The organism is Solimonas flava DSM 18980, assembly GCF_000426685.1.
Taxonomy (GTDB): Bacteria; Pseudomonadota; Gammaproteobacteria; order Nevskiales; family Nevskiaceae; genus Solimonas; species Solimonas flava.
Genome location: NZ_AUFV01000002.1, coordinates 68,529 through 92,744, shown reverse-complemented (window position 1 = coordinate 92,744; position 24,216 = coordinate 68,529). Strand labels below are relative to the sequence as shown.

Genomic DNA, 24,216 nt, shown 5'->3' with positions numbered 1-24,216 from the left:
GCTTTCGGACCGGATGGCGCAAAAAAGTCCGTCATTGTACCCCTCTCTTCCCCCGAACGGTCCATGAACAAAGCAGAAGTCCTGGTGATCGGCAGCGGCGCGGCCGGGCTGAGCTGTGCCCTGCGCCTCGCCAAGGCCGGCCACCGCGTGGTCGTCGTCTCCAAGACCAGCCTGCAGTCCGGCAGCACGCTATGGGCGCAGGGCGGCATCTCGGCGGTGCTCGACGCCGAGGATTCGACCGAGAACCATGTCCGCGACACGCTGGTCGCCGGCGCCGGACTCTGCAAGGAAGACGCGGTGCGCTTCACCGTCGAAGGCGGCCCCGGCGGCATCGCCTGGCTGTTGGAGCAGGGCGTCGCCTTCACCGAGGAAGACGGCGAGGAGCGCGGCAAGCGCCTGCACCTGACACGCGAGGGCGGCCACAGCCATCGCCGCGTCGTGCACGCCGCCGATGCCACCGGACGCGCCGTCGAGACCACGCTGGCCACCGTCGCCGCTGCCCATCCCAATATCCGCATCCGCGAGTTCTGCAGCGCGGTCGACCTGATCGTCGACCGCAGCGCGCGACGCGTGCTCGGCGCCTATCTCTATGACGTCCCCAATGGCCGCGTGATCGCCGTCGGCGCCAAGGCCGTGGTGCTGGCGACCGGTGGCGCCAATCAGGTCTACCTCTATTCGAGCAACCCGCACGGCGCGTCGGGCGACGGCATCGCCATGGCCTGGCGCGCCGGCTGCCGCATCGCGAACATGGAATTCATGCAATTCCACCCGACCACGCTGTTCCATCGCGACGCGCGCAATTTCCTGATCTCCGAGGCGTTGCGCGGCGAAGGCGCGTTGCTGCGCCTGGTCAACCCGGACGGCTCGGCCGGCGAACGCTTCATGCCGCGCTTCGATCCGCGCGCCGAACTGGCGCCGCGCGACATCGTCGCGCGCGCGATCGACCACGAGATGAAGCGGCTCGGCCTGCGCCACGTCTACCTCGACATCACGCACAAGCCGGCGAGCTTCATCCTGCACCACTTCCCGAGCATCCACGCGCATTGCCTGTCGCTCGGCATCGACATCTGCAAGCAGCCGATCCCGGTCGTGCCTTCGGCGCACTTCACCTGTGGCGGCGTGCTGACCGATCTATCGGCCCGCACCGACATCGACGGCCTCTATGCGGTCGGCGAAGTCGCCTGCACCGGCCTGCACGGCGCCAACCGTCTGGCCTCGAACTCGCTGCTCGAATGCCTGGTGTTCGGCAAGGCCGCCGCCGACGACCTGATCGCCACACTGCCGCAGCGCGAGATGCCGCAGAACCTGCGGCCCTGGGACGAAAGCCGCGTCACCGACTCCGACGAGGACGTCGTCGTCAGCCACAACTGGCTGGAACTGCGCACCTTCATGTGGGACTACGTCGGCATCGTGCGCACGACCAAGCGCCTGCAGCGCGCGCAGCACCGCGTCGAGATGCTGACGCGTGAAATCCAGGAGTACTACGGCAACTACCGCGTCAGCGCCGATCTGATCGAGCTGCGCAACCTGGTCACCTGCGCCGACCTGATCGTGCGCTCGGCGCTCGCGCGCAAGGAATCGCGCGGTCTGCACTACACGCTGGACTACCCGCAGACGCTCACCGAGGCCAAACCGACGATCCTGCCGGGCCGCGGCACCGGCGCCTGAGACCTCAGGCGCCGACCTTCAGCCGCGCGCGCAGCCGCCGCAGCGGCTCGGCGTCGGCTTCGCCGCCGGCGATGACGCGAACGCTGCGCCGCCCCTGCGGATCGCGGAAGTTCAGCACCAGCAACCAGGGATGCACGAGGCTGTCGGGCTGCAACTCGGCGCGCAGCTCGCGCTCGCCGCGGAACAGGCTCCAGGCGCCGTCGGCGTGCCAGACCAGGCGTGTGATCGCACGCGGCCCGAAGCCGAGCGCCGGGTGGTGGCGCAGCCAGAACCACGAGACGCCGAACGCGGCGACCAGCACCACCAGCGGCCAGCCCGGACGCATCGCCAGCGGCAGCAGGGCCAGCGCGGCGACGTGCACGGCGAAGATCGCGCGCAGCGCCCCGAGCGAGGGGCGCAGGCGCAGGTCAACGGTAGACGCGAAGCTGTTCGATGATGCCGACATATTCGGGCGGCGGATCCTCGTAGCCCATCGCCCAGGCCCAGATGTCCGGATCCTCGACGAGCGTGATCAGACGCAGGAAAGCGGCCTTCTCGTCGGCCGGCGCCTCGGGCCAGCGGTGCGCGTAGTAGCGCTCCATCAGCACGTCGAGTTCCTTCATGCCACGGCGCAGCAGCCAGCGCAGGCGGCCTTCGTTCGCGCTCATGCCGAACCCCCGCAAACGACAAGGGCGGCAAAGCCGCCCCTGTGCGTGACGACGACTGCGATCAAACCTTGCGCTCCACGAGCATCTTCTTGGTCTCGGCGATCGCCTTGGCGGGATTGAGTCCCTTCGGGCAGGTGCGCGAGCAGTTCATGATCGTGTGGCAGCGGTACAGCTTGAACGGATCCTCGAGCGCATCGAGGCGCTCGCCGGTGGCCTCGTCGCGCGAGTCGACGAGCCAGCGGTAGGCCTGCAGCAGGATCGCCGGACCGAGGTAGCGGTCGCCGTTCCACCAGTAGCTCGGGCACGAGGTCGAGCAGCAGGCGCAGAGGATGCACTCGTAGAGGCCGTCGAGCTTGGCACGGTCCTCTTCCGACTGCAGACGCTCGCGCGTCGGCGCCGGCGTGTCGGTCTTCAGCCACGGCTCGATCGAGGCGAGCTGGGCGTAGAAGTGCGTGAGATCCGGCACCAGATCCTTGACCACCGGCATGTGCGGCAGCGGGTAGATCTTGGCGTCGCCCTTGATCTCGTCGCAAGGCTTGATGCAGGCGAGCGTGTTGGTGCCGTCGATGTTCATCGCGCACGAGCCGCAGATGCCTTCGCGGCACGAACGGCGGAACGTGAGCGTGGCGTCGACCTCGTTCTTGATCTTGATCAGCGCGTCGAGAACCATCGGACCGCAGCTACCCATGTCGACTTCATAGGTGTCGACGCGCGGGTTCGCGTTGGTTTCCGGATCGTAACGGTAGATCTTGAAGGTCTTGACCTTCTTGGCGCCGGCCGGCGCCTTGAAGGTCTTGCCGGCGGACTTGTCGATCTTCGAGTTCTGCGGGAGCGAAAACTGAGCCATGGCTGGTTCTTCCTGGCTAAAGGATCAGTACTTGCGGGCAACGGGCGGAATGTGTTCCACCTCGCTGTCCAGCGGTTGCAGGTGAACCGGACGGAAGTCGATGTTCACCTCGGTGTCGCCGGTGCGCCAGGCGAGCGTGTGCTTCATCCACTCCTGGTCGTTGCGATCCTTGATGTCGTCGCGGGCGTGGGCGCCGCGCGATTCCTTGCGGTTCTCGGCGCCGACGATCGTCAGCAGCGCCTGGCCGAGCAGATTGTCGAGCTCCAGCGTTTCGACCAGATCCGAGTTCCAGACCATGCCGCGGTCGGAAACCCTGACGTCCTCGCGGTAATTGTTGATGACTTCCTTGAGCTTGACGACGCCTTCCTGCATCGTCGGGCCGTCGCGGAACACCGCGCAGTGCTTCTGCATGGTCTTCTGCATGTCGAGGCGGATCTTCGCCGTCGGCGTGCCGCCCTTGGCGTTGCGGAAGCCGTCGAGACGCGCGAGCGCGCGCTCTTCCGAGGCGCCCGAGATCTTCTTGTGCGGAGTGTCCGGCTTGACCAGCTCGGCGGCGCGGATCGCCGCGGCGCGGCCGAACACGACGAGGTCGAGCAGAGAGTTCGAGCCGAGACGGTTGGCGCCGTGCACCGACACGCAGGCCGCTTCGCCGACCGCCATCAGGCCCGGCACGACGCTGTCCGGATTGCCGTCGCGCTTGGTGACGACTTCGCCGGTCCACAGCGTCGGGATGCCGCCCATGTTGTAGTGCACGGTCGGCACCACCGGGATCGGCTCCTTGGTGACGTCGACGCCGGCGAAGATCTTCGCCGACTCCGAGATGCCCGGCAGACGCTGATGCAGCACTTCCGGACCCAGGTGCTCAAGGTGCAGATGGATGTGGTCGGCTTCCTCGCCGACGCCGCGGCCTTCGCGGATTTCGGTCGCCATCGCGCGCGACACCATGTCGCGCGGCGCCAGATCCTTGACGCTCGGCGCGTAGCGCTCCATGAAGCGCTCGCCCGACTTGTTGGTGAGGTAACCGCCCTCGCCGCGCGCGCCTTCGGTGATCAGGCAGCCCGAGCCGTAGATGCCGGTCGGGTGGAACTGCACGAATTCGAGATCCTGCAGCGGCAGGCCGGCGCGCAGCACCATGCCGCCGCCGTCGCCCGTGCAGGTGTGCGCCGAGGTCGCCGAGAAGTAGGCGCGGCCGTAGCCGCCGGTGGCGAGGATGACGAGGTGCGCGCGGAAGCGGTGCAGCTGGCCGGTGGCCATGTCCCAGGCGAGCACGCCCTTGATCGAGCCGTCGTCGTCGGTCAGCAGGTCGAGCGCGAAGTACTCGATGTAGAACTGCGCCTTGCACTTCAGCGACTGCTGGTAAAGCGTGTGTAGCATGGCGTGGCCGGTGCGGTCGGCGGCGGCGCAGGTGCGCTGCGCCGGCGGGCCCTTGCCGAACTCGGTGGTCATGCCGCCGAACGGACGCTGGTAGATCTTGCCTTCCGGCGTACGCGAGAACGGCACGCCGTAGTGTTCGAGCTCGATGATCGCGGGGATCGCCTCGCGCGTCATGTACTGGATGGCGTCCTGGTCGCCGAGCCAGTCGGAGCCCTTCACCGTGTCGTAGAAGTGCCAGCGCCAGTCGTCGCGGCCCATGTTGCCGAGCGCGGCGGAAATGCCGCCCTGCGCGGCGACGGTGTGCGAGCGCGTCGGAAACAGCTTGGTGATGTTGGCCGTCTTCAGGCCGGCCTCGGCGAGGCCCAGCGTCGCGCGCAGGCCGGCGCCGCCGGCACCGACGACGATCGCGTCGTATTCGTGATGGACGATTTCGTAAGCAGACATTGCGTGATCCCGATGCGTTAACCGAGCGCGACCTTGAGCACGGCAAAGATGCCGGCGGCCGCGACGATCGCGTGGAGGAATTTGGAGGCGAGCAGCAGCGTCAGACGCGCCGGGCCGGTGGAGTAATCGAGGATCACTTCCTCGACGCCGAGCACCGAGTGATACAGCGCGGTGGCGAGGAACAGCACCAGCGCCACGGCGACCGACGGCGCCGACACCCAGTGCTGCACGGCATAGAAATCGGCCGGGCCGCTGGCGAGGCAGGCGACCGAGAACACGAACCACAGCGACAGCGGGATCAGGGCCAGCGCGGAAACGCGCAGGACCCAGAAGTGATGGACGCCGTCCTTCGCCGCGCCGAGGCCGCGGGCGCGCGAAAGCGGAGAGCGCAGATCCTTGGAAGTCTTGGCCATGACAGTCCTCAGCCGAGATATGCAACCGCCCAGGCGGCCGCGGTCAGAACGATGGAAACGACGACGACCGCATAGCCGGAGCGTTCGGCGGTCTTCAGATCGAAGCCCATGCCGACGTCCCAGAACAGATGGCGGATGCCGTTGCACAGGTGGTACATCAGCGCCCAGGTCCAGGCGAACAGCAGGACCTGGCCGTACCAGGCCTTGATGTGCGGGGCGACGGCCTCGTAGGTGGCCGGGCCGGCAGCCAGCGCGATCAGCCACAGCGCGACAAGCGCCGTGCCCAGCGCCAGGCCGACACCGGTGATGCGGTGGCCGAAGCTCAGCAGCGAGGTCCACTGGAAGCGGTAGTACTGCCCCAGCATGAACGGCGACAAGGGGCGACTTTGCGCGGGTGTTTTCGTAGTCATTCCGGCTCCCATGGGGACGTGATTAGCGACGGATTCAACAGCGGTGTGCGACGAGGCTCAGAAGTCGATGCAGCGCCCGTTTTTTTCCCAGTCGCCGTATCGGGTCGGCTCGGGCCCGTCGCGGCGTCCGCCGATCTCGCGGACCTGGCCCGGAGCCGGCGGCGCTGCCGGACTCCTGTCCGGCGCTGCCTCGGCCGGCGTTTGCTGCCGCAACAGATCCGCCAGCGCGATCGGTTCCGCGCTGGCGGCGGAAGCGGGCTGGGAATCGTCGGGCATGGAGGACATCAGGCGGTCAAATGCGTTATGTGCATCCGAAGATGCGAGCGATGCATCCATAATAGTGTGACAAATTTCCGCCCGATCCCGCAACGAAGCGCCCGCCCCGCCCCGGCCGGCCGAGCGCCCGGACCCGCCGCAGACTCATGAACCTGCTGATCACCGACACCCGCGAACTCGCCTGGCTGCGCGTCTCCGGCGCCGACGCCGAGACCTTCCTGCAGGGCCAGCTCAGCAACGACGTGCGCCGGCTGAGCGCCGAACACGCCCAGCTGTCGAGCTACAACAGCGCCAAGGGCCGCATGCTGGCGGTGCTGCATCTCGTGCGCGACGGCGACGACATCCTCATCGAACTGCCGCGCGCGATCGCCGACGCGACGCTGGCGCGCCTGAAGATGTTCGTGCTGCGCGCCAAGGTCACGATCGCGCCGGCCGACGATCTCGACGCGCTGGCGCTGATCGGCGACGACGCGCCGGCGATGATGCCGTTCTTCAAGCTGCCAGTGCCCGCGGCGCCGCTGCAGTGCCTGCGCGACGAGGCGCGCGGCCTGACCGTCGTGCGCCGCCTCGGCCGGCTGACGCGCTTTACGGTGCTCGGCCCGCGCGCGGCGATCGCCGCGCTGCGCGCACAGATCCCGGAGGCGATGCACGAACCGGAAGGCCTGCTCTGGCGGCGCGCCGACATCGAGTGCGGCATCCCCGTCGTGCTGCCGGAGACGCGCGATCATTTCGTCGCGCAAATGGCCAACCTCGACCTGCTCGGCGGCATCAGCTTCGACAAGGGCTGCTACACCGGCCAGGAAATCGTCGCCCGCCTGCACTACCTCGGCCAGCTCAAACGGCGCCTGTTCACGGCGCGGATCGACGGCCCGGCGCCGGCGCCGGGCACGGCCGTGCACGCCGAAGGCGAGACGCAAGCGGTCGGCGAGATCGTCGACGCGGTGCCGGCCGGCGACGGCGCCGTCGCCAGCCTCGTGCTGCAGCTCGGCGCGCTCGATGCAGCGCTGCGCGTCGGCGAGCCCGGCACTTCGTTGACGCTCACCAGCGCAGCGCCGCCCGCGTAAGCCGGCCGCCGCCGCCCGCCGCAAGCGCCGATCGGCCGGTCGCAGCCGCGCATGGCGCACATCACAAATCGAAACATCCCGGCCACGGCGGCGCGCTACAGTAGCGCCCATTCCAAGATCGCGGAGGAGACACGCGATGCGCCTGATGATCCTTGCCCTGCTGTCACTGCTCCTGCCGGCTGCCGCGTGGGCCTATACGCCGGACGTCAGCGACCTGTCGGCCGTGCCGCGCGTGCAGCTCGACGCCAGCACCCTGAAGGCGGCGGTCGCGCAGGCCAAGGGCCAGCCGCTGAAGTTCGCGGTCGGCAGCGCCCTGTCGGCGACGACCGCGACCGGCGCCTGGGACGAGCCGGAAAGCGGCATCGCGCGCTGGCGCCTGCGCATCGCTTCCAGCGGAGCCAAATCGCTGAGCCTGCAGCTCGAAGACCTCAGGCTGCCGGCCGACGCCGCGCTGTACTTCTACACCGCCGGCGGCGACGACGTGCAGGGCCCGTATCGCGCCACCGACGGTAGCCGTCTCGTCACGCCGATCGCCCGCAGCGACGAGGCCGTGCTTGAAGTGCGCATGCCGAGCGGCGAGAAATCGGCATTCGGCCTGCGCGTCGCGCGCGCCTTCCACGCCTATCGCGAACTCAGCGCCAAGAGCTTTGCGAGCACCAATGGCACGTCCGGCGCCTGCGAGAAGGACGTCGCCTGCTCCACCGGCGACAATTACCGCGATCAGATCCGCTCGACCGTGCTGCTGACCATCGTCAGCGGCGGCGACACCTACCTGTGCTCCGGCTCGCTCATCAACAACGCCGCGCGCGACGACCGCGCGCTGGTGCTGACGGCGCATCACTGCGAGATCACCGCCGCCAACGTCACGCAGTCGATCGCCTACTTCAACGTCGAGCGCGCAAACTGCAACGGCCTGCTCTACGGCTCGGTCACCCAGAACATCCACGGCAAGACGCTGCTCGCCGACGCTGGCGGCTCGACCGTCACCGATTACAGCCTGTTCGAGCTGAACAGCGTGCCGCCGACCAGCTACGACGTGTACTACGCCGGCTGGGAAGTCAGCGGCACGGCCCCGACTTCCGGTGCGGTGATCCACCACCCGTCCGGCGACGACAAGAAGATCAGCCTCTACACGCAGGCCGCGACCGCGCAGAGCAATATCTGCATCGGCACCGCCAGCAACTGCAGCGACGGCTTTCGCGTCGACAGCTGGGAGGTCTACTGGGCGACCGGCACGACCGAGGGCGGTTCGTCCGGCTCCGGTCTGCTGAACCAGAACAAGCGCATCGTCGGCACCTTGTCCGGCGGCGCCGGCGCCTGCTCGGGCACCGCGAACAACGGCGATCCGGATTACTTCGCGCGTCTCGACAGAGCCTGGACCGCGACCAGCACCACCGGCACCACGCTCAAGACCGTGCTCGCCGCCAGCAGCGGCTGTACAAGCCTCGACGGCAAGAATCCGGGCACGGCGAGCGCCATCGACTGCAACGGCACGACGACCGGCGGCTCGACGACGGGCGGCACCACCGGCTCGGACAGCGGTGGTGGCGGTGGCGGCGGTGCGCTCGGCCTGCTGCTCACGCCGCTGGCATTCGCCGCGTTGTGGCGTCGGCGCCCACGCTGATGCCGGCACGCGCCGCGATCGAACGCCCTACTTCACGCCGTGCATGCCGCGCCTGAGCAGCGGCACGAGCGCGAGCACGACGAAGCCGGCGCCGATACCGATCTGCGCCGACCACACGAATAGCGCGTCGTATTTGGCGAGCGCGGCGGCGACGACGAGCGTGCCGTCTTCCGGCAATTCGATCGCCGACAGCTTGCCGAGCGCGGCGGCCAGCACTTCCGAATAGGCGGTGCCGAGCCACCACGCGCCCATCATCACGCCGACCACGCTGGCGACCGACAGCTCCGTCACCGCGGCGAGCCCGATCGGCGACAGCAGCATCTCGCCGAGCTCCAGCACGAAGTACGCGAACACGAAGCACCACAGCGCCGTCAGGCCGTTGGCCTGCGGATGCCGCGCGCTCCAGACCAGCACGACGAACGACAGTCCGGCCAGCATCAGGCCCAGCGCCGATTTCGCCGGCTTGCCCGGATTGAGGCCGCGCCGGTCGAGCCAGGGCCATAGCCACGCGAGCAGCGGCGCCAACGCGAGGATGAACAGCGAGCCGAGCGAGGTCAGCTGCTCGGCGCTCCACTCGTAACGCCAGCCGAGCAGCACGGTCTCGCGATTCATCACGCGGTCCGAGAACAGCACCCAGGATCCGTAGGTCTGCTCGTACAGCGTGAAGAACACCAGGCAGCAGCCGATCAGCAGCAGCAGCACGAGCATCTGCTGGCGCTGCACGCGGTTGCAGCGCACGACGAGAAACCAGGCGATCCAGGCCAGCAGCGTGAGTGCGATCGCGTGCATGCCCCACAGCACCGCGCTCATCGCCGGCAGGCCCGGCACGGCAAGCATCAGTGAATGGCGCTGGATCAGCTGCCAGCCGGCGACGACGCCGGCGAGCGTCGCCAGATAGATCCACCCTTCGCGCGACACGCCGGCCGCCAGGCGCTCGCGCAGCCGCGCCGGCTGCGGCGGTTCGGCACGGCCGAGCAGATAGCGCTGGCCGAGCGTGAAGCTGGCGAGACCGAACAGCATGCCGATGCCGGCGGCGCCGAAGCCGTAACCCCAGCCGTAGCGATCGGCGAGCCAGCCGCAGAGCAGGCCTGAGAACAGGCCGCCGACGTTGATGCCGGCGTAGTAGATCGAGAAGCCCGCTTCGCGACGCGGGTCCTGCTCGTCGTAGAGCCGGCCGACCAGCGTCGAGACGTTGGCCTTGAGAAAGCCGACGCCGACGATGATCAGCGCCAACGCGAAATAGAAAACCTGCAGCGCCGCCTCGTCGCGCACGATCGCGCCGTCGACGACGCGCGCCGGATGGCCTTCGACCGCCATCGCGAAATGGCCGAGGCACAGCAGCACACCGCCGAGCAGGATGCTCTTGCGCATGCCGAGCCAGCGGTCGGCGACCATGCCGCCGAAGACCGGCGCCGCATAGACGAGCCCGCCGTAGGCGCCGATCAGGTTGTAGCCGTGGTCGTCGCTGAAGCGGTGGTATTTGATGAAGTAGAGCAGCAGCAGCGCCTTCATGCCGTAGAACGAAAAGCGCTCCCACATCTCGGTGAGAAAGCAGACGTAGAGGCCTTTCGGATGGCCGAGGAAATCACCGTCGGCAACGGAGCGGGCGCTGCGGGTCATGTCGGCATCGTGCGGGTCGGCATCGCCGCAGTGTAGTCAGCGGCCCGACCGTCGCGCGAGCGCGAGGCGCGATCGCGGTCCCGCCGCTGGGGTGATTCCCTCAGTGCGACGGCAGCGCGAGCGTTTACCATCGCAGCTTGTTTCAGGCGGCGCCGGCTGCGCGGGCGCCGCCCTACCTGGAGATTTCATGACCCGATTGCTCGCCGGCGCGCTGCTCGCCACGATGTCGCTTTCCGCCCTCAGCGCCACCCCCATGTCCGACAAATCCAAAGGTCAGCCGATCACGGCGCGCGACCTCGTCATGCTCGACCGCGTCTCCGATCCGCGCCTGTCGCCGGACGGCAAGCAGCTGCTCTACGCACTGCGCACGACCGACTACGACGCCAACAAGGGCATCACGCAGATCTGGCTGCAGGATCTCGGCACGCGGCAGTCGCGGCCGCTGACGTCGGGCAAGGGCTCCAACGTCGGCGCACGCTGGTCGGCCGACGGACAGTCGGTGTACTTCCTGTCGGCGCGCGGCGGCAGCCAGCAGATCTGGCGCCTGCCGATGGCCGGCGGCGAAGCGCTGCCGGTCAGCGAGCTGCCGCTCGACGTCGGCAGCTTCGTGCTGTCGCCGGACGGCCGGCGCGTCGTGTTCTCGGTCGAGGTCTTCACCGACTGCAAGGGCGACCTCGCCTGCAGCAAGAAGAAGTTCGACGAACTCGCCGCGCGCAAGAGCACCGGCACCACCTACGACCGCCTGTTCATCCGGCACTGGGACACCTGGTCCAACGGCAGCCGCTCGCAGCTGTTCAGCGCCGCGCTCGGCGCCGACGGCAAGCTCGGCGCGCCGGTGCTGCTGAGCCAGGACATCGACGGCGACGTGCCGAGCAAGCCGTTCGGCGACGACACCGAATACACGATCTCGCCGGACGGCAAGACCGTGGTCTTCGCCGCGCGCATCGCAGGCAAGACCGAAGCCTGGAGCACCAATCTCGATCTGTGGCAGGTGCCGGCCGACGGTTCCGCCAAGCCGCGCAACCTGACCGCCGCCAACGAAGCGACCGACACCGTGCCGGTGTTCTCGCCGGACGGCCGCAGCCTCGCCTACCTGGCGATGAAGCGCCCAACCTTCGAGGCCGACCGCTACGGCATCATGCTGCGCGATCTGGCGACCGGTGCGGTGCGCGAAGTCGCGCCAGGCTGGGACCGCTCCGCCAGCGGCATTGTCTTCTCGGCCGACGGCAAGACGATCTACACGCACGCCGACGATCTCGGCCAGCACCGCATTTTCGCGATCGACGTCGCCAGCGGCGCGGCGCAGGCGCTGACCGGCGACGGCCACGTCGGCGGCTTCGACCTCGCCGGCCGCACGCTGGTCTACGCGCTCGACAACCTCAACGCGCCGGCCGACTTCTATCTCGCCGACCTCGCCGCGCCGGCCCAGGCGACGCGCCTCACGCAGGTCAACGCCGAGCGCCTGAAGAACGTCCGCTTCGGCGCCTTCGAGCAGTTCAAATTCGCCGGCTGGAACGACGAACCCGTCTACGGCTACGTGATGAAGCCGTGGAACTACGTCAAGGGCAGGAAGTATCCGGTCACCTTCATCGTCCACGGCGGCCCGCAGGGCAGCATGGGCAACGACTGGCACTACCGCTGGAACCCGGCCATCTACGCCGGCATGGGCTATGCGGTGGTGTTCATCGACTTCCACGGCTCGACCGGCTACGGCCAGGCCTTCACCGATTCGATCTCGAAGGACTGGGGCGGCAAGCCGCTCGAAGACCTCCAGAAGGGCTGGGCGCACGCGCTCAAGCACTACGACTTTCTCGACGGCGACAAGGCCGCGGCGCTCGGCGCCAGCTACGGCGGCTTCATGATGAACTGGATCGCCGGCAACTGGCCGGATGCGTTCAAGGCCATCGTCAACCACGACGGCGTGTTCGACGCGCGCATGATGTACTACGCCACCGAGGAACTGTGGTTCGACGAGTGGGAGCACGGCAAGCCGCAGTACGAAGATCCGCAGGCCTACGAGCGCTTCAATCCGGCGAACTACGTGAAGAACTGGAAGACGCCGATGCTCGTCATCCACAGCGAGAAGGACTTCCGCATCCCGGTCGAACAGGGCATCGCCGCGTTCACCGCGCTGCAGCGCCGCGGCGTGCCATCCGAGCTGCTGGTGTTCCCGGACGAGAACCACTGGGTGCTCAAGCCGCACAACAGCGTGCAGTGGCACGACACCGTGCAGGCCTGGCTGAAACGCTGGATCGGCGGCGGCGAATGAGCCGCCGCGCGCGATCCCGCTTCGACGTTCCCGGCTTGAATCCACGGAGCAAAACGATGATGAAACAACTGCTGATCGGCATCGCCGCCGCCGCGCTCGCGGCCTGCGCGACGCCGCCATCCGGGGTCGCGCCTGCGCCGGCAGCGGCACCGGCGCCCGCGCCGATCGACCCGGTCGCACAGGCCGGCCAGGCGATCACCGGCGATCTGATCCTCGACCACATCAAGGTGCTGGCCTCGGACGCGTTCGAGGGCCGCCTGCCGGGCACCGTCGGCGAGGACAAGACCGTCGCCTACCTCACGGCGCAGTTCAAGACGCTGGGCCTCGCGCCGGGCAATCCGGATGGCAGCTATGTGCAAAACGTGCCGATGGTCGGCATCAGCGGCACGCCGACGATGCAGCTGAAGGTCGGCGGCAAGTCGATCAAACTCGAACCCAAGCACGACTTCGTCGCCGCCACGCAGCGCTTCGTCCCAGAAGTGAAGGTGAAGGACTCCGATATCGTGTTCGTCGGCTACGGCGTGCAGGCGCCGGAGTACGGCTGGGACGACTACAAAGGCCTCGACGTGCATGGCAAGACCCTCGTCATGCTGATCAACGATCCGGCGGTGCCGGACCCGAACGATCCGTCCAAGCTCGATGCCCGCTACTTCAAGGGCCCGGCGATGACGTACTACGGGCGCTGGACCTACAAGTACGAGATCGCCTCCACGCTCGGCGCGGCGGCGGCGATCATCGTCCACGAGACGATTCCGGCCGCGTATCCGTGGGAAGTGGTCGAGCACAGCTGGGGCGGCGAGCAGTTCAGCCTCGCCGCCGCCGACAAGAACATGAGCCGCGTGCCGGTGCAGTCGTGGATCACGCTCGACAAGGCGCATGAGCTCTTCAGCGCCGCCGGCTACGATTTCGACACGCTGAAAAAGGCGGCACTGTCGCGCGACTTCAAGCCGGTCGCGCTGAAGGCCAAGGCCGGCTTCACGATCCGCAACAAGGTGCGTGAAGTGCAGTCGCACAATGTCGTCGCCGTGCTGCCCGGCAACGATCCGCAGCTGAAGAACGAATACATCGTCTACACCGCGCACTGGGATCACCTCGGCCGCGACGACTCGCTGCCCGATCCGATCTTCAACGGCGCCGCCGACAACGCCTCCGGCACCGCCGGCCTGCTGGCGATCGCCAAGGGCTACGCGGCGTTGCCGCAGGCGCCGAAGCGCTCCGTACTGTTCGCCGCCGTCACCGCCGAGGAACAGGGCCTGCTCGGCGCGCAGTACTACGCGGCGCACCCGCTCTATCCGCTGACGCGAACGCTGGCCGACTTCAACATGGACGTGCTCAACACGCTCGGCCCGACGAAGGACATCCAGATCATCGGCACCGGCCAGAACACGCTCGAGGACAGCTTCACGGCGATCGCGGCGAAGCACGGCCGCGTCGTGGTGCCGGACACCGACACGCCGAAGGGCTTCTATTACCGCTCCGACCAGTTCGAGTTCGCCAAGCGCGGCGTGCCAGCGCTGTATCCGAAGGCGGGCGAACAGGTGATCGGCAAGCCGGACGGCTACGGCGCCGCCAAACGCGCGGAGTACACGGCCAACGACTATCACAAGCCGTCCGACGAAGTGAAACCGGACTGGGACCTGTCCGGCGGCGCCGCCGACGCGCGTCTGCTGTTCGAAACCGGCTACGCCGTCGCCAACGGCACGATCTGGCCGACGTGGAAGGACGGCTCGGAGTTCAAGGCGATCCGCGAGGCGCAGCTGAAAGCCGCGCCGTAGATCGCCCTCGCCGCTCTACATGACGCCTCGCGCGAACCTGGTTCCGCGGGGCGTCTTTATTTTCGTGAACCGCGAAGCCAAGGAGCACTGCGTCACAAACTCACCGCCAGCTGTACAGTCAGTGCAAAGTTCCGTGGCGTAGATTCAACCCCGAGAACAGGGGGTTCAATCATGCTCAAGACACTCGCCGCCCGCACCATGGGCCGTCTCCTTACGTCCCTTTTGCTGTTCATGGCAGCTACCGCATGGGCTCCCTCCGTGTCGGCCCTCTGCCCCGGCTGCGACCCTGAGGACGGCGGCGGCGGAAGCAGTGGTGGAGGCTCCACAACATCCGATGACGGCGTTGGTCCGGAGTCGCTCTACGAGCAGAGAATGAAGGCCGGAGGAACGCTCCAGCCATTGAGCGACACTCCCTTCGGCGAGCAGATAGATCTCTACTCGGGGGGAATTACATTCGAGCAAACTGACGTTTCGTTACCCGGCGTCGGCCCGGCTGTCGCCGTTACGCGTTCGTTCTCGCCTGGGCGATGGTTGGATAGAAGCGTTACTATTTGGCGAAAACGCAATGGCGAATTCGGCGACTGGGTTCTGGAGCTTCCCCGCATCACGACCACGATGGGAAGCGCCGCGTGGAACCCTGGCGCTCGATGCTCACAAATGGCCATGCCGGACAGCTCGGCATACATACAGAATTGGTACGGTGGGGGGCCATTAGAGTTTTCCACCGAATGGTGGTGGAACGGCTATAACCTCATTGTTCCTGGGCAGGGCGCACAGCAGTTGCTGAAGCGCACCGCCTCGAACACGCTCGCTCCCACAGGCCTAGGTGCTGGTCTTCCGACCAGCTTTCCGCTCGTCACCAAACAGCACTGGATGATCGCTTGCCTGCCTTCCACTTCCAATGGGCAGCCGGGCGAGGGCTTCTTGGTCGTTGATCCCAGCGGAACGAAATACTGGATGGACCGGCTAGTGTTCAAGGGGAAGCCAAGCATCAGGTATGCGCGAATGACGGCTACCGCCTCCAGACCCGGCTATACCTGGAGCCTTCCGCAGTATGAAGCCTCGATGCTTCCGAGCCGCATCGAAGACCGCTTCGGAAACTATGTCACTTACTCCTATAACGGCGCCAAGCTGACCGCGATTAGCTCCAGCGACGGACGCGCACTCAGCATCGAGTGGCGCTCCGATGCTGACCTTATCGCCAAGATCACCGCCCAGCCTTCAAGCGGCGCCCCGCGGGCATGGACATACCAGTATCAGAATCCCACCCAGAGTGCCGCCCCGGTACGGCTAAGTTCCTTGACCCAGCCGGACTCGCGCCTGTGGATCTTCAATCTTGAAACGGTCGCTTCGTCTTCTCCCGGAGATCGCAACGACCTTCCTTTCCCGGCATGCAAAGACGCGGGAGACAGCTACTTTGGTAGCGGCACCGTCACTATCACGCATCCATCTGGGGTCGTCGGCACGTTCCAGATTTCATCCCAGACACACGGCAAATCGTACGTACCGTTGCGTTGCGTCAGCGTGATGCCGGCAGCAGGGGGGTCGTGGGCACTCTCTCCTGCCGCTTCCAGAACACCGACACTGCTTTCGCGTTCTCTGGCGGGTCCATCGCTACCCGCGCAAACCTGGACTTATCAGTACTCCGCGCCCAACGCGAGTTTTGCGGTGGATTGCTCGACAACAACGTGCCCGACGGAGATCTGGACGAAAGTCACCGAACCCGATTCCAGCTCGACCACCTACACCTTCAGCAACCGCTGGGGCATCACAGAGGGACAGCTTCTCAGCTCTGCCGTCTCGGCCGCTAACGCAACGACGGTGCGGAGCGCGAATCAGCTATACAACAGTCCGAGCGCGGGCCCCTACCCTGCGCAGATCGGCACGTTGTTCACGACAACCCTCAATACCGATCTGCTCACTAAGCTCGCGCCGCTGAATCAACGCGCCGTCCAACAAGACGGCGACACGTACACGTGGCAAGCACTGGCGTTCGACCGCTACGGCAACGCCGTGCAGACCAAGCGCTTCAACAGCATCCCCGGCCAGACGCCGATCCAGGAGCAGGTCACGCTCGCCAATGACGACGCCTACAACCAGGCGAAATGGGTACTGGGCCAAGTCAAACGGAAGGTCAATCAGACACTGGGACAGACGGTCTATTCGACGACCTACAACGCCAACGGCCTGCCTCAGGACCGCTATGCCTTCGGCCTGAAGGTCATGAGCTACACCTGGGATGCGCAGGGACGGCTTTCCACGTTCAAGGATGGGCTGAACCGCACGACGACACTCAGCAACTACCGGTTCGACATCCCGCGTCTCGTCACCTTTGCCGATAACAGTACGAGGATCGCTGTCGTTTCAGACTTCGGCGAAGTCACGAGCCTGACCAACGAGAACGGAGCGACGACGAGCTACCAATACGACAGCATGGGCTTGCTGCTGCGTACCGATTATCCGAGCAGCGATACCGTTGCCTGGGCGCCGACCATCACGACATATACCGTCCTTGCGGCATCCGAACTCGGCATGCCGGTCGGAACCTGGCGTGCGCGCACGACGACGGGCCGCTCGCAGGCCAGCACCTACTACGACGCTCGCTGGCGTCCCGTCCTCGTCGAAGAGAAGGACACGACGACGGGCAAGGTGGTCTACAAGAGAACGGCCTACGACCATGAAAGCCATCACCTATTCGATTCCTATCCGTCCGACACCTACACCGCAACGTCCGGCACCAACAGCATCTACGACGCACTCGGACGCCTGACCCTGCGACAGACGACGGACGGTGTCACCCTGAGCCAGACGGCGTATCTGACGGGGGCCAAGGTGCAGACGACCGATGCGGACGGCAAGATCACGACCGTAGGCCACCAGGTCTTCGACAGCCCCGCCTACGGCCGTCCGATTCGCATTGAAGCGCCGGAGAACCAGCTCACCGTCATTGAGCGCGATCTCTACGGCAAGATCATCGGCGTGACGCAATCCGGCATATGGAGCGGCGGCAACGTCAGTGCCACGCAAACGTGGACCTACGACGCCTATCAGCGCCTCTGCCGCAAGACCGAGCCGGAAACCGGCAGCGTGATCCTGGGGTACGACGCGGCGAGCCAGCTGAAATGGCAGCTCAAAGGGCAAAGCGGCACGGGTTGCGTGACGGCGCAGCCTGCGGGCGCCACGCTCTTCGGCTACGACACGCGCGGTCGCAAGACGCTGGACGACGAGCCAGGCACTGCGGACGACGTGAGCTTCGGCTACGACGCGGCCGGCAATCCCACCAGCGTCACGAACCCGACGGCGACGTGGACATATGGCTACAACAAGCGCGGCCTCATCGAGACCGAGCAGGCGGTCATCGATGGCAAGACCTTCGTCCTGAACCCGACGTACGACAGCCTCGCTCATGTCCAGAGCCTGACAACGCCGGCCCGGACCATCGCTTACGCTCCGGACGCGTGGGGGAGGCCAACACAGGTTGGCACCTGGGCGACCGGCGTTCAGTACTACGCCAACGGCCTGCCGAAGAACTACACCCTCGGCAACGGCCTGACTTACCTGCAAACGCTCAACAACCGCCAGTGGCCCCAGGTCCAGACCACGCTGGATGGCGGAACCGTCGTGCAGCGCTACCAGTACAGCTACAGCGACGGCGGCGATCTGCTGAGCATCGATGACGACGATGAAGCCGACAACACCACGCTGGCCTATGACAACCTGCACCGCCTAAAATCCGCGACAGGCCTGTGGGGCACGTATGGCTACGTCTACGATCCGCTGAACAACATTCAAGCGAGAACGGGCCCGAATGCGCTGACATACAGCTACAACGCCTCGAACAACCGCCTGAGCAGCGTCAGCGGATCGCAAAGCCGCAGCTACAGCTACAACGCCAAGGGCGAGGTCACAGGCGACGGCACCAAGAGCTTCACGCTCAACGCCGATGGCCAGATCACGAGCATCACCGGCATCGCCAGCTACGGCTACGACGGCAACGGCAAGCGGATCAAGACTTCCAAGAGCGGCGCAGTCGAATACGTCCTGTACGACCTCTCCGGAGGGTTGGTTTACAGCGAGCAAGGCACGACGAAGACCGACTATCTGCGCTTAGGCAATTCCGTCATCGCCGAACTGAAGCTCAACGGCAGCACGACGACAGCGACGTACCTGCATCCGGACTTGCTCGGCTCGCCCAGAAAGGCGACCAGCGCAAGCGGCGATATCGTGTGGGAGGAGCATTACGACCCGTACGGGCAGAAGCTCAACGGCGTCGGCGAAAAAATCGGCTACACCGGCCACGCTTTCGACGCCGAATCAGGCCTCACGTATATGCAGGCGCGGTTCTACGATCCGGCAGTGGGGCGGTTCCTGTCGGACGATCCGGTCGGATTCACCGAGGCCAGTGCGTTTTCATTCAGTCGATACTTATACGGAAATGCCAATCCGTATCGGTATGCTGATCCCAACGGAAAGTTCGTGGTTGCGATTGTCCCATTTTTGCCGAGTATCGTAGAGGGTGCATTAATAATCGGAACCGGAATTACTGCCTGGGTTATGAACGAGGGCACTAAGGAAAATTCGCCAAGTATCCCTACAGCGCCGAATAATAATAAACCTGATTATCCTGGCAATCCCGACGATTGGACTCCACCAGACGGATGGACAGAGACCGACGCAGGCCAAAAGACTGGTGGTAAACATCGGCAATGGAAGGACGGGGATGGGAAAATCCGCAGGCGGTGGGACCGTGAAGGGCGGGAAGGTGGCAAGGAGCGAGGGCCGCACTGGCATGATACGGACGACGAAACCAGAGGAAAGAAACACATTGAGCCAGATGGAAGTGCGCCAGAGAGCGGCGGGAACGCTGGCGGCGGACCAAAAATGGAAGCCACCAGCAACAATGGATCCAAGGGCTTTGAAGGCTTCTTTGAAGTTGGCGGCCGCCTCGATTCAATGAAATTATCTAAAGAATTAGGGTCGCAATAAGGATTAATTAATGATTGTTAGACATGAAAAATTTAACAGCGGTTGGATTGGGCTGGCCGTTGAACTTACTGCCTCCGATATAGAGAGAATGATAAAAAAACTCTCCGATCTGAAAGATGGCCGTCTTCAACATTTTCATTGGAGAACGGACGATTTTTCTAAGAATGAAGGAGTAGCTGATGTCGAATTTTCACTGGGAACGCATGCAGGCCACGGTAATATGGAAATTGAATAGCCCAACAAGTAGAGCAGGTACAAATCCGCCTATACGCTAGCTATAGCTACCATGCCAAGGGCGAGATTACCGACGACGGGACGAAAAACTTCACGCTCAACGCCAAGGGCCAGATCAGCAGCATCACCGGCATTGCCAGCTACGGCTACGACGGCAACGGCGAGCGGATCAAGACCGTCAGGGGCAGTAACACCGAATACGCCCTCTACGACCAAGCCGGCGATCTGGTCTGCACGGAAGCGGGCGCGACGAAGACCGATTTCCGCTCTCTCAGCTCTCAGTTTGTCCAGATCAAGGCTCGCGCTTCCGACGTTCGTATCGGGGAGCGAGTGTGAAGTGCACGAACTTATCGCGACATAGCGGCGATATATCTATTCAGTAACTTCGTGCCGCTTTTCGCGGCCAATCGCTGGAGAACTTTATGCGTGCCATGAGCGGCCTCGCGTGCTTCATTGTCGCTTCTGTTGCGATACTGCCGCCGACGTCCCCCGTAGCTGAGTAGCGGATCGGTTTGGAATCCAATCCCTTTCATCAATGAGATTGGACGTGAAGAAGCGGTTCAGCGAAGAGCAGATCATCGGTTTTTTGAAGGAAGCGGACGCCGCCACTATTACCCTATAGAAAGGATATATGAGCCGCACGCTACTGTCTGTTTTTCTGCTCATAAACTCTTGCGCTTCCTTCGCGGAAGATGCGCGTTACTTCGACGGCGATTACAGGAAGCTGCTGATTCAGAAAACCGCCGTCGACCTGATGATGCTCAATCGAATTCGGAGCGGAATCGCGGAAGGAGGAGAAACGCTTGATCTTGTCGATGCGATGATGCAGACGCAGATCACCTATCTGATCATCGAGACCGATACCTGGCTCAATCACCCGGAACTGAACCGGGAGGTGACTGCTGCAGTGAAAGGCTCCGCGCGGGAATGGCAAAGAAGCGCTCCATCCAAGTATTTGGACAAGGGCTCCATGGACTTTACTGAATCCATATGTAAATGCTCTTTACCCAAGCGCGAGTAGCCACTGTCAGGCATCCCTGCGAACAGATAAAGCGCATAGACTTCCACAATCTCACGCCGCCGCCGACTGCCCGCCGTCGAACAGCGACACGTAGCCGTCCATCTTCATCACGTCGACGTCCGGACTGACGTCGAGCTTGCGGTAGGCCGGCACGCCGGCGCGGTCGATCAGCGCGTAGGGTTTCTCGCGGCCGGCGGCGCTCTGCAGCAGGGCGACGCGGACCACGTCGGCGAGCGTCGGCGCGCCATCGTGGTCGTCGCGGAAGTCGCGCCAGCGCTCGGGCACGTCGATCAGTTCGGGTGGAAAGTGCCAGGCTTGCAGCACCAGCCGGCCGATGCGCGGCGACAGCACATCGAGCACTTCGTCGAGCTCGCGCTCGTTGTCGATCGAAGCCTGGTTCATCTCGGCGAGACGCAGGATCGGCAGCGTGCCGATGTCGTGCACCAGGCCGGCGAGCATCGCCATTTCCGGATTCAGCAGCGTGCAGTGCGCGGCGAGCACCTGGGCGGCGGCGGCGACGTCGACGCTCTGCCGCCAGGTCCGGCGCAGACGCGCCTCCAGCCACGGCGCGCCGCGCGCGAACATCTGCTCGATCGCCAGACCGGACACCAGCAGGCGGGTGTAGTCGAAGCCGAGCCGCGTCACCGCCTGGCGGACGTTGTCGACGCGGTGGCCGCCGCGCTGTGCAGCGCTGTTGGCGACGCGGATCAGGCGCACCGCCAGGGCCGGGTCCTTCTGCAGCTCGGCGGCCAGCGTCGCCGCCGAGACGTCCTCGCGCTGCACCAGCTGGCGCACGTGCAGGACGATCTCCGGCAAGGTCGGCAGCACGAGCCGGTCGCGGGTCAGGGCGTCGACGACGATGCGGTGGAAGCGTTCTTGCAGGGCCATGCGTCAGTACCGGGATTGCCTCTCCGCTAGCGGCCGCGCGGCGCAGAACTTGAGCCCCCTCCTTCTCCTCTGCGCCCGGCACGGCCTGCATCACTCCGCCATCGCCAGGCCAAGCTGAACGCCGTGGCGCACCGACGCAACGAACGTCCACGGAAGGCTTTGAACTACGAAATGCCAACTGAGCGATATCGACAATCCGTTGCGTCGGTCGGTTGAATCCGCATCCCCATTCCGTCATGGCGAGGAGCCGCAGGCGACGAAGCCATCCAGCAGCGCCCTGAGCAAGCGGCGTCTCTGGGTCGCCGCGGCCGCTGCGCGGCCTCGCGATGACGGATTTACTCAGAAGTTCCCTAGTAGTCGAGCCACTCCAGCGGTGCCACCAGCGGCTCGCCGCGGATGCGCTGCAGCGTTTCGGTGATGACCTCGAGGTTGGCGTCGAAAGAGCCGTGCGTGGCCGGGATGCGGTCGCCGCGCCGCGTCGTCAGCACGGTCGGATCGCGCCAGGTCGCGCCCTGCCCGGCCGGCCAGCGCGCCTGCCAGGCCTGCATCGACGCCAGCTCGGTCTCGGCCCAGTGGTCGGTGCTGCGCGCGTAGCGCGAATCGAGCGCGCGCTCCATGCCGAGCAGCGGCATCTTGCGCTGGTCGTCGAGCGCCCGCGAGACGAGGTACAGCAACGACTTGCCGTAGGCCTGCAGTGTCGGCGACGGCAACGCGTCGGCCTTCTCGTTCGGGTCCGAAAGGTGATGCAGGAACAGGCGTTCGAGCGGCAGCAGGCCGCTGTCGGCGGCCGGCAGGTAATGATCGACGGCGAAGCGCACCGAGCAGGCCGCGGCGTAAAGGCTGCAGCTCTGCACCGTCAGGCCGGCACCGGCCGCGCCCAGCTCGTTGAGCCGTGACAGCAGGTGACCGAGCAGGATTGAGCCGGCCGAATGGCCGATCAGATGCAGGCGCAGCGGCCGGCCGGCCTTGGCAGCACGCTGCGACAGGCGCAGCAGGTTCTGCGCGAGCAGGTCGAGGCCGCGCCCCGGCTGCGCGCCGAGCGCGGCGTTCTCGCGCATCTCGCTCCAGACGCCGCGGCCGAACAGGCGCGCGAGCACTTCGACGGCGCGGTCGCGCACGTCGCCGAGCACTTCGAGCGCGCCGGCAGCGCGTTCCGGCGCTTCGCCGCCGAGCGCCTTGCGCGCCCAGTCCTGAACGATGTCGGCCAGCGTCTCGCCGGGGCCGGTGCGCCAGGTCAGGAACAGCGGATAGATGCCGTTGGCAGCGAACACCGGCGCCAGCATGCGGATGCGGCGGATCGAGTCGTCCTCGCTGTTGAGGCCGCCGTGCGCGTAGATCGCCAGCACCGGCGCCCGCGTGCGGTCGGCGCCGAACTGCCGCCACGGCGAGTCGTAGGCGATCTCGCGGACGTAGTCCTGGGCGCCGGCGTCGACGCCGTGCGTGAAGTCGCGGACCATGATCTGGCCGTTGTTGCCGCTGACCAGCGTGTGCGCGTAGGCGCGTGCCGTGCTCCACGGCTCGTACGGCGCGTAATCATAGGGATGGTCGACCGGCCACGGATCGTCCGGCGGATTGTTCGCGGCGCGCGTCGCCGGGTCGAGCGCGCCGAGCGCCTGGCCACCCGGCACCGGCCAGCGCGCGCCGGCCAGCCGCGCGTCCGACGGCAGCACCGGCACGCCGAGTGCGACCGCCCAGGCATCGGTCGCGTGCGCGATCCAGTCCTCATACGGCAGCAGGCCGAAGCCGCCGGCGCCCCAGATGCGGCCCCAGGAGTTCTGCACGACGAAGCCGCGCTCGTTGTAACCGACCAGCGCGAAGGCGTGGCCGCCGAGTTTGTTCGGCTGCTTCGGCGGCGCGATCACGGGCAGATCGCGATGCCGGCGCGGCGCCGCCCGCGGCCGCGCGCTGACCAGCGTCTCCCAGCCGTCATGCACCTGCGCCGAGACGTAGACGGCGCCGATCTCGGCGATCGCCGCCTGCAGATCGACGACCGAGGCGCGCTCGACTCGGTAATAGACGCCGAGCGTGCGCGAAGCGGCGTCGGTCTCCCAGCCGTCGAGCGGCGGCACGAACAACGGTTTGCCCTCGGCGTCGAAGCGGTACGGCCAGCGCGCCTCGCTGCAGATGCCGTGCTTGTGCCAGCCCTTCAGCGCGCCGCGGCAACTGGAGCCTTCGTAGCGCTCGCCAGGCCACTCGTCGTAGCGGCGCGCCAGCTCGTAGAACATGCGCGGACTGACCGGCGCAAAGCGCGCGCGCAGCCCGGCGCCGACGTGGCGGCGCCACAGCAGGTAATTGGCGACGCAGGCCAGGCCGAAGCCGGTGCAGGCGCCGTCGCGGCCTTGGTCGAGCACGAGGCCGGCGCGCACGTAGGCGGGCAACAGCCTGGCGACCATCGCATCGTCCGGAAAGCGCGGCGGCAGCGATTGCAGCGGCGGGCGGTACGGCAGGTCGCGGAAATCGAGTCGGTCCGGACGCGCATCGAACAGCCGCGTGTTCAACGCGGTCGGCGCGCGCTCCGCCTGCCGGGCCTGCACCGCGCGGGCGTGGCGCCCGTCGACCGGCTGGCGTGAACCCTTCTTCCCCGTCGCGGCTTTGGCCATCGTCGTTCTCCCGTTAGCGCGGCGAGCATGCTACGGCAGGCCGCGGCACGGTGTGA

18 protein-coding genes are annotated in these 24,216 nt (G+C 66.1%); 8 read left to right on the top strand and 10 right to left on the bottom strand.

The genetic code is table 11. From position 1 onward, the window contains the following. Positions 1-63 precede the first annotated feature (63 nt). Positions 64-1,668 carry an L-aspartate oxidase gene (gene nadB, locus K343_RS0103115; RefSeq protein WP_028006811.1) on the top strand — a complete coding sequence of 535 codons (1,605 nt, stop codon included), beginning with the start codon at positions 64-66 and terminating at the stop codon, positions 1,666-1,668. A 4-nt stretch (positions 1,669-1,672) separates the two neighbouring features. Here the strand turns inward: nadB and K343_RS20765 are convergent, their stop codons facing one another. The 7 genes from K343_RS20765 to K343_RS20760 all read right to left on the bottom strand — a co-directional run bounded on the left by K343_RS20765 (position 1,673) and on the right by K343_RS20760 (position 6,079). Next, positions 1,673-2,113, bottom strand: coding sequence for a protein YgfX (locus tag K343_RS20765; protein WP_154662427.1), 441 nt, complete (start codon positions 2,111-2,113; stop codon positions 1,673-1,675). Next, positions 2,076-2,315, bottom strand: coding sequence for an FAD assembly factor SdhE (locus K343_RS0103105; RefSeq protein ID WP_028006810.1), 240 nt, complete (start codon positions 2,313-2,315; stop codon positions 2,076-2,078). The genes K343_RS20765 and K343_RS0103105 overlap by 38 nt, the downstream gene beginning before the upstream one ends. A 61-nt stretch (positions 2,316-2,376) precedes the next feature. Next, positions 2,377-3,162: a succinate dehydrogenase iron-sulfur subunit gene (locus K343_RS0103100; RefSeq protein ID WP_028006809.1), complete on the bottom strand. Its 786-nt coding sequence runs from the start codon at positions 3,160-3,162 to the stop codon at positions 2,377-2,379. Positions 3,163-3,186: 24 nt separating this feature from the next. Continuing rightward, a complete protein-coding gene (gene sdhA, locus K343_RS0103095; RefSeq protein WP_028006808.1) occupies positions 3,187-4,980 on the bottom strand; it encodes a succinate dehydrogenase flavoprotein subunit in 1,794 nt (597 codons plus the stop codon). Positions 4,981-4,997: 17 nt separating this feature from the next. Beyond that, positions 4,998-5,393 carry a succinate dehydrogenase, hydrophobic membrane anchor protein gene (gene sdhD / locus K343_RS0103090; protein WP_028006807.1) on the bottom strand — a complete coding sequence of 132 codons (396 nt, stop codon included), beginning with the start codon at positions 5,391-5,393 and terminating at the stop codon, positions 4,998-5,000. Between the two features lie 8 nt (positions 5,394-5,401). After that, positions 5,402-5,803, bottom strand: a complete 402-nt coding sequence (sdhC, locus tag K343_RS0103085; RefSeq protein ID WP_028006806.1) for a succinate dehydrogenase, cytochrome b556 subunit — start codon at positions 5,801-5,803, stop codon at positions 5,402-5,404. A gap of 57 nt (positions 5,804-5,860) precedes the next feature. Next, positions 5,861-6,079 carry a DUF1674 domain-containing protein gene (locus tag K343_RS20760; RefSeq protein WP_211226153.1) on the bottom strand — a complete coding sequence of 73 codons (219 nt, stop codon included), beginning with the start codon at positions 6,077-6,079 and terminating at the stop codon, positions 5,861-5,863. Between the two features lie 146 nt (positions 6,080-6,225). Here K343_RS20760 and ygfZ point away from each other — a divergent pair, with 146 nt between their 5' ends. Both ygfZ and K343_RS0103070 read left to right on the top strand, forming a co-directional pair. After that, positions 6,226-7,143, top strand: a complete 918-nt coding sequence (gene ygfZ / locus K343_RS20755) for a CAF17-like 4Fe-4S cluster assembly/insertion protein YgfZ (RefSeq protein ID WP_051277898.1) — start codon at positions 6,226-6,228, stop codon at positions 7,141-7,143. Between the two features lie 136 nt (positions 7,144-7,279). Further along, positions 7,280-8,767, top strand: coding sequence for a trypsin-like serine peptidase (locus K343_RS0103070; protein WP_028006805.1), 1,488 nt, complete (start codon positions 7,280-7,282; stop codon positions 8,765-8,767). A 27-nt stretch (positions 8,768-8,794) separates the two neighbouring features. Here the strand turns inward: K343_RS0103070 and K343_RS0103065 are convergent, their stop codons facing one another. Beyond that, positions 8,795-10,387, bottom strand: a complete 1,593-nt coding sequence (locus K343_RS0103065; RefSeq protein WP_028006804.1) for a peptide MFS transporter — start codon at positions 10,385-10,387, stop codon at positions 8,795-8,797. 187 nt (positions 10,388-10,574) lie between these two features. Here K343_RS0103065 and K343_RS0103060 point away from each other — a divergent pair, with 187 nt between their 5' ends. The 5 genes from K343_RS0103060 (at position 10,575) to K343_RS0103035 (ending at position 20,672) form a co-directional block, all read left to right on the top strand. After that, the gene (locus tag K343_RS0103060; protein ID WP_043112080.1) at positions 10,575-12,656 is read left to right on the top strand and encodes an alpha/beta hydrolase family protein; all 2,082 of its coding nucleotides are present in this window, start codon (positions 10,575-10,577) and stop codon (positions 12,654-12,656) included. Between the two features lie 56 nt (positions 12,657-12,712). Then, positions 12,713-14,431, top strand: a complete 1,719-nt coding sequence (locus K343_RS0103055; protein WP_028006802.1) for a M28 family metallopeptidase — start codon at positions 12,713-12,715, stop codon at positions 14,429-14,431. Positions 14,432-14,602: 171 nt separating this feature from the next. After that, positions 14,603-19,417 (top strand): RHS repeat domain-containing protein, encoded by a 4,815-nt coding sequence (locus tag K343_RS0103050; protein ID WP_084615630.1) that lies wholly within the window; start codon positions 14,603-14,605, stop codon positions 19,415-19,417. A gap of 10 nt (positions 19,418-19,427) precedes the next feature. After that, positions 19,428-19,652, top strand: a complete 225-nt coding sequence (locus K343_RS24305) for a hypothetical protein (protein WP_154662426.1) — start codon at positions 19,428-19,430, stop codon at positions 19,650-19,652. Positions 19,653-20,282: 630 nt separating this feature from the next. After that, positions 20,283-20,672 carry a hypothetical protein gene (locus tag K343_RS0103035; RefSeq protein ID WP_028006800.1) on the top strand — a complete coding sequence of 130 codons (390 nt, stop codon included), beginning with the start codon at positions 20,283-20,285 and terminating at the stop codon, positions 20,670-20,672. Between the two features lie 51 nt (positions 20,673-20,723). Here K343_RS0103035 and K343_RS20745 read toward each other — a convergent pair whose 3' ends face one another. Beyond that, positions 20,724-21,560, bottom strand: a complete 837-nt coding sequence (locus K343_RS20745) for an HDOD domain-containing protein (protein ID WP_051277897.1) — start codon at positions 21,558-21,560, stop codon at positions 20,724-20,726. A gap of 350 nt (positions 21,561-21,910) precedes the next feature. After that, positions 21,911-24,160 carry a C1 family peptidase gene (locus K343_RS0103025; protein ID WP_051277896.1) on the bottom strand — a complete coding sequence of 750 codons (2,250 nt, stop codon included), beginning with the start codon at positions 24,158-24,160 and terminating at the stop codon, positions 21,911-21,913. Between the last annotated feature and the right edge of the window lie 56 nt (positions 24,161-24,216).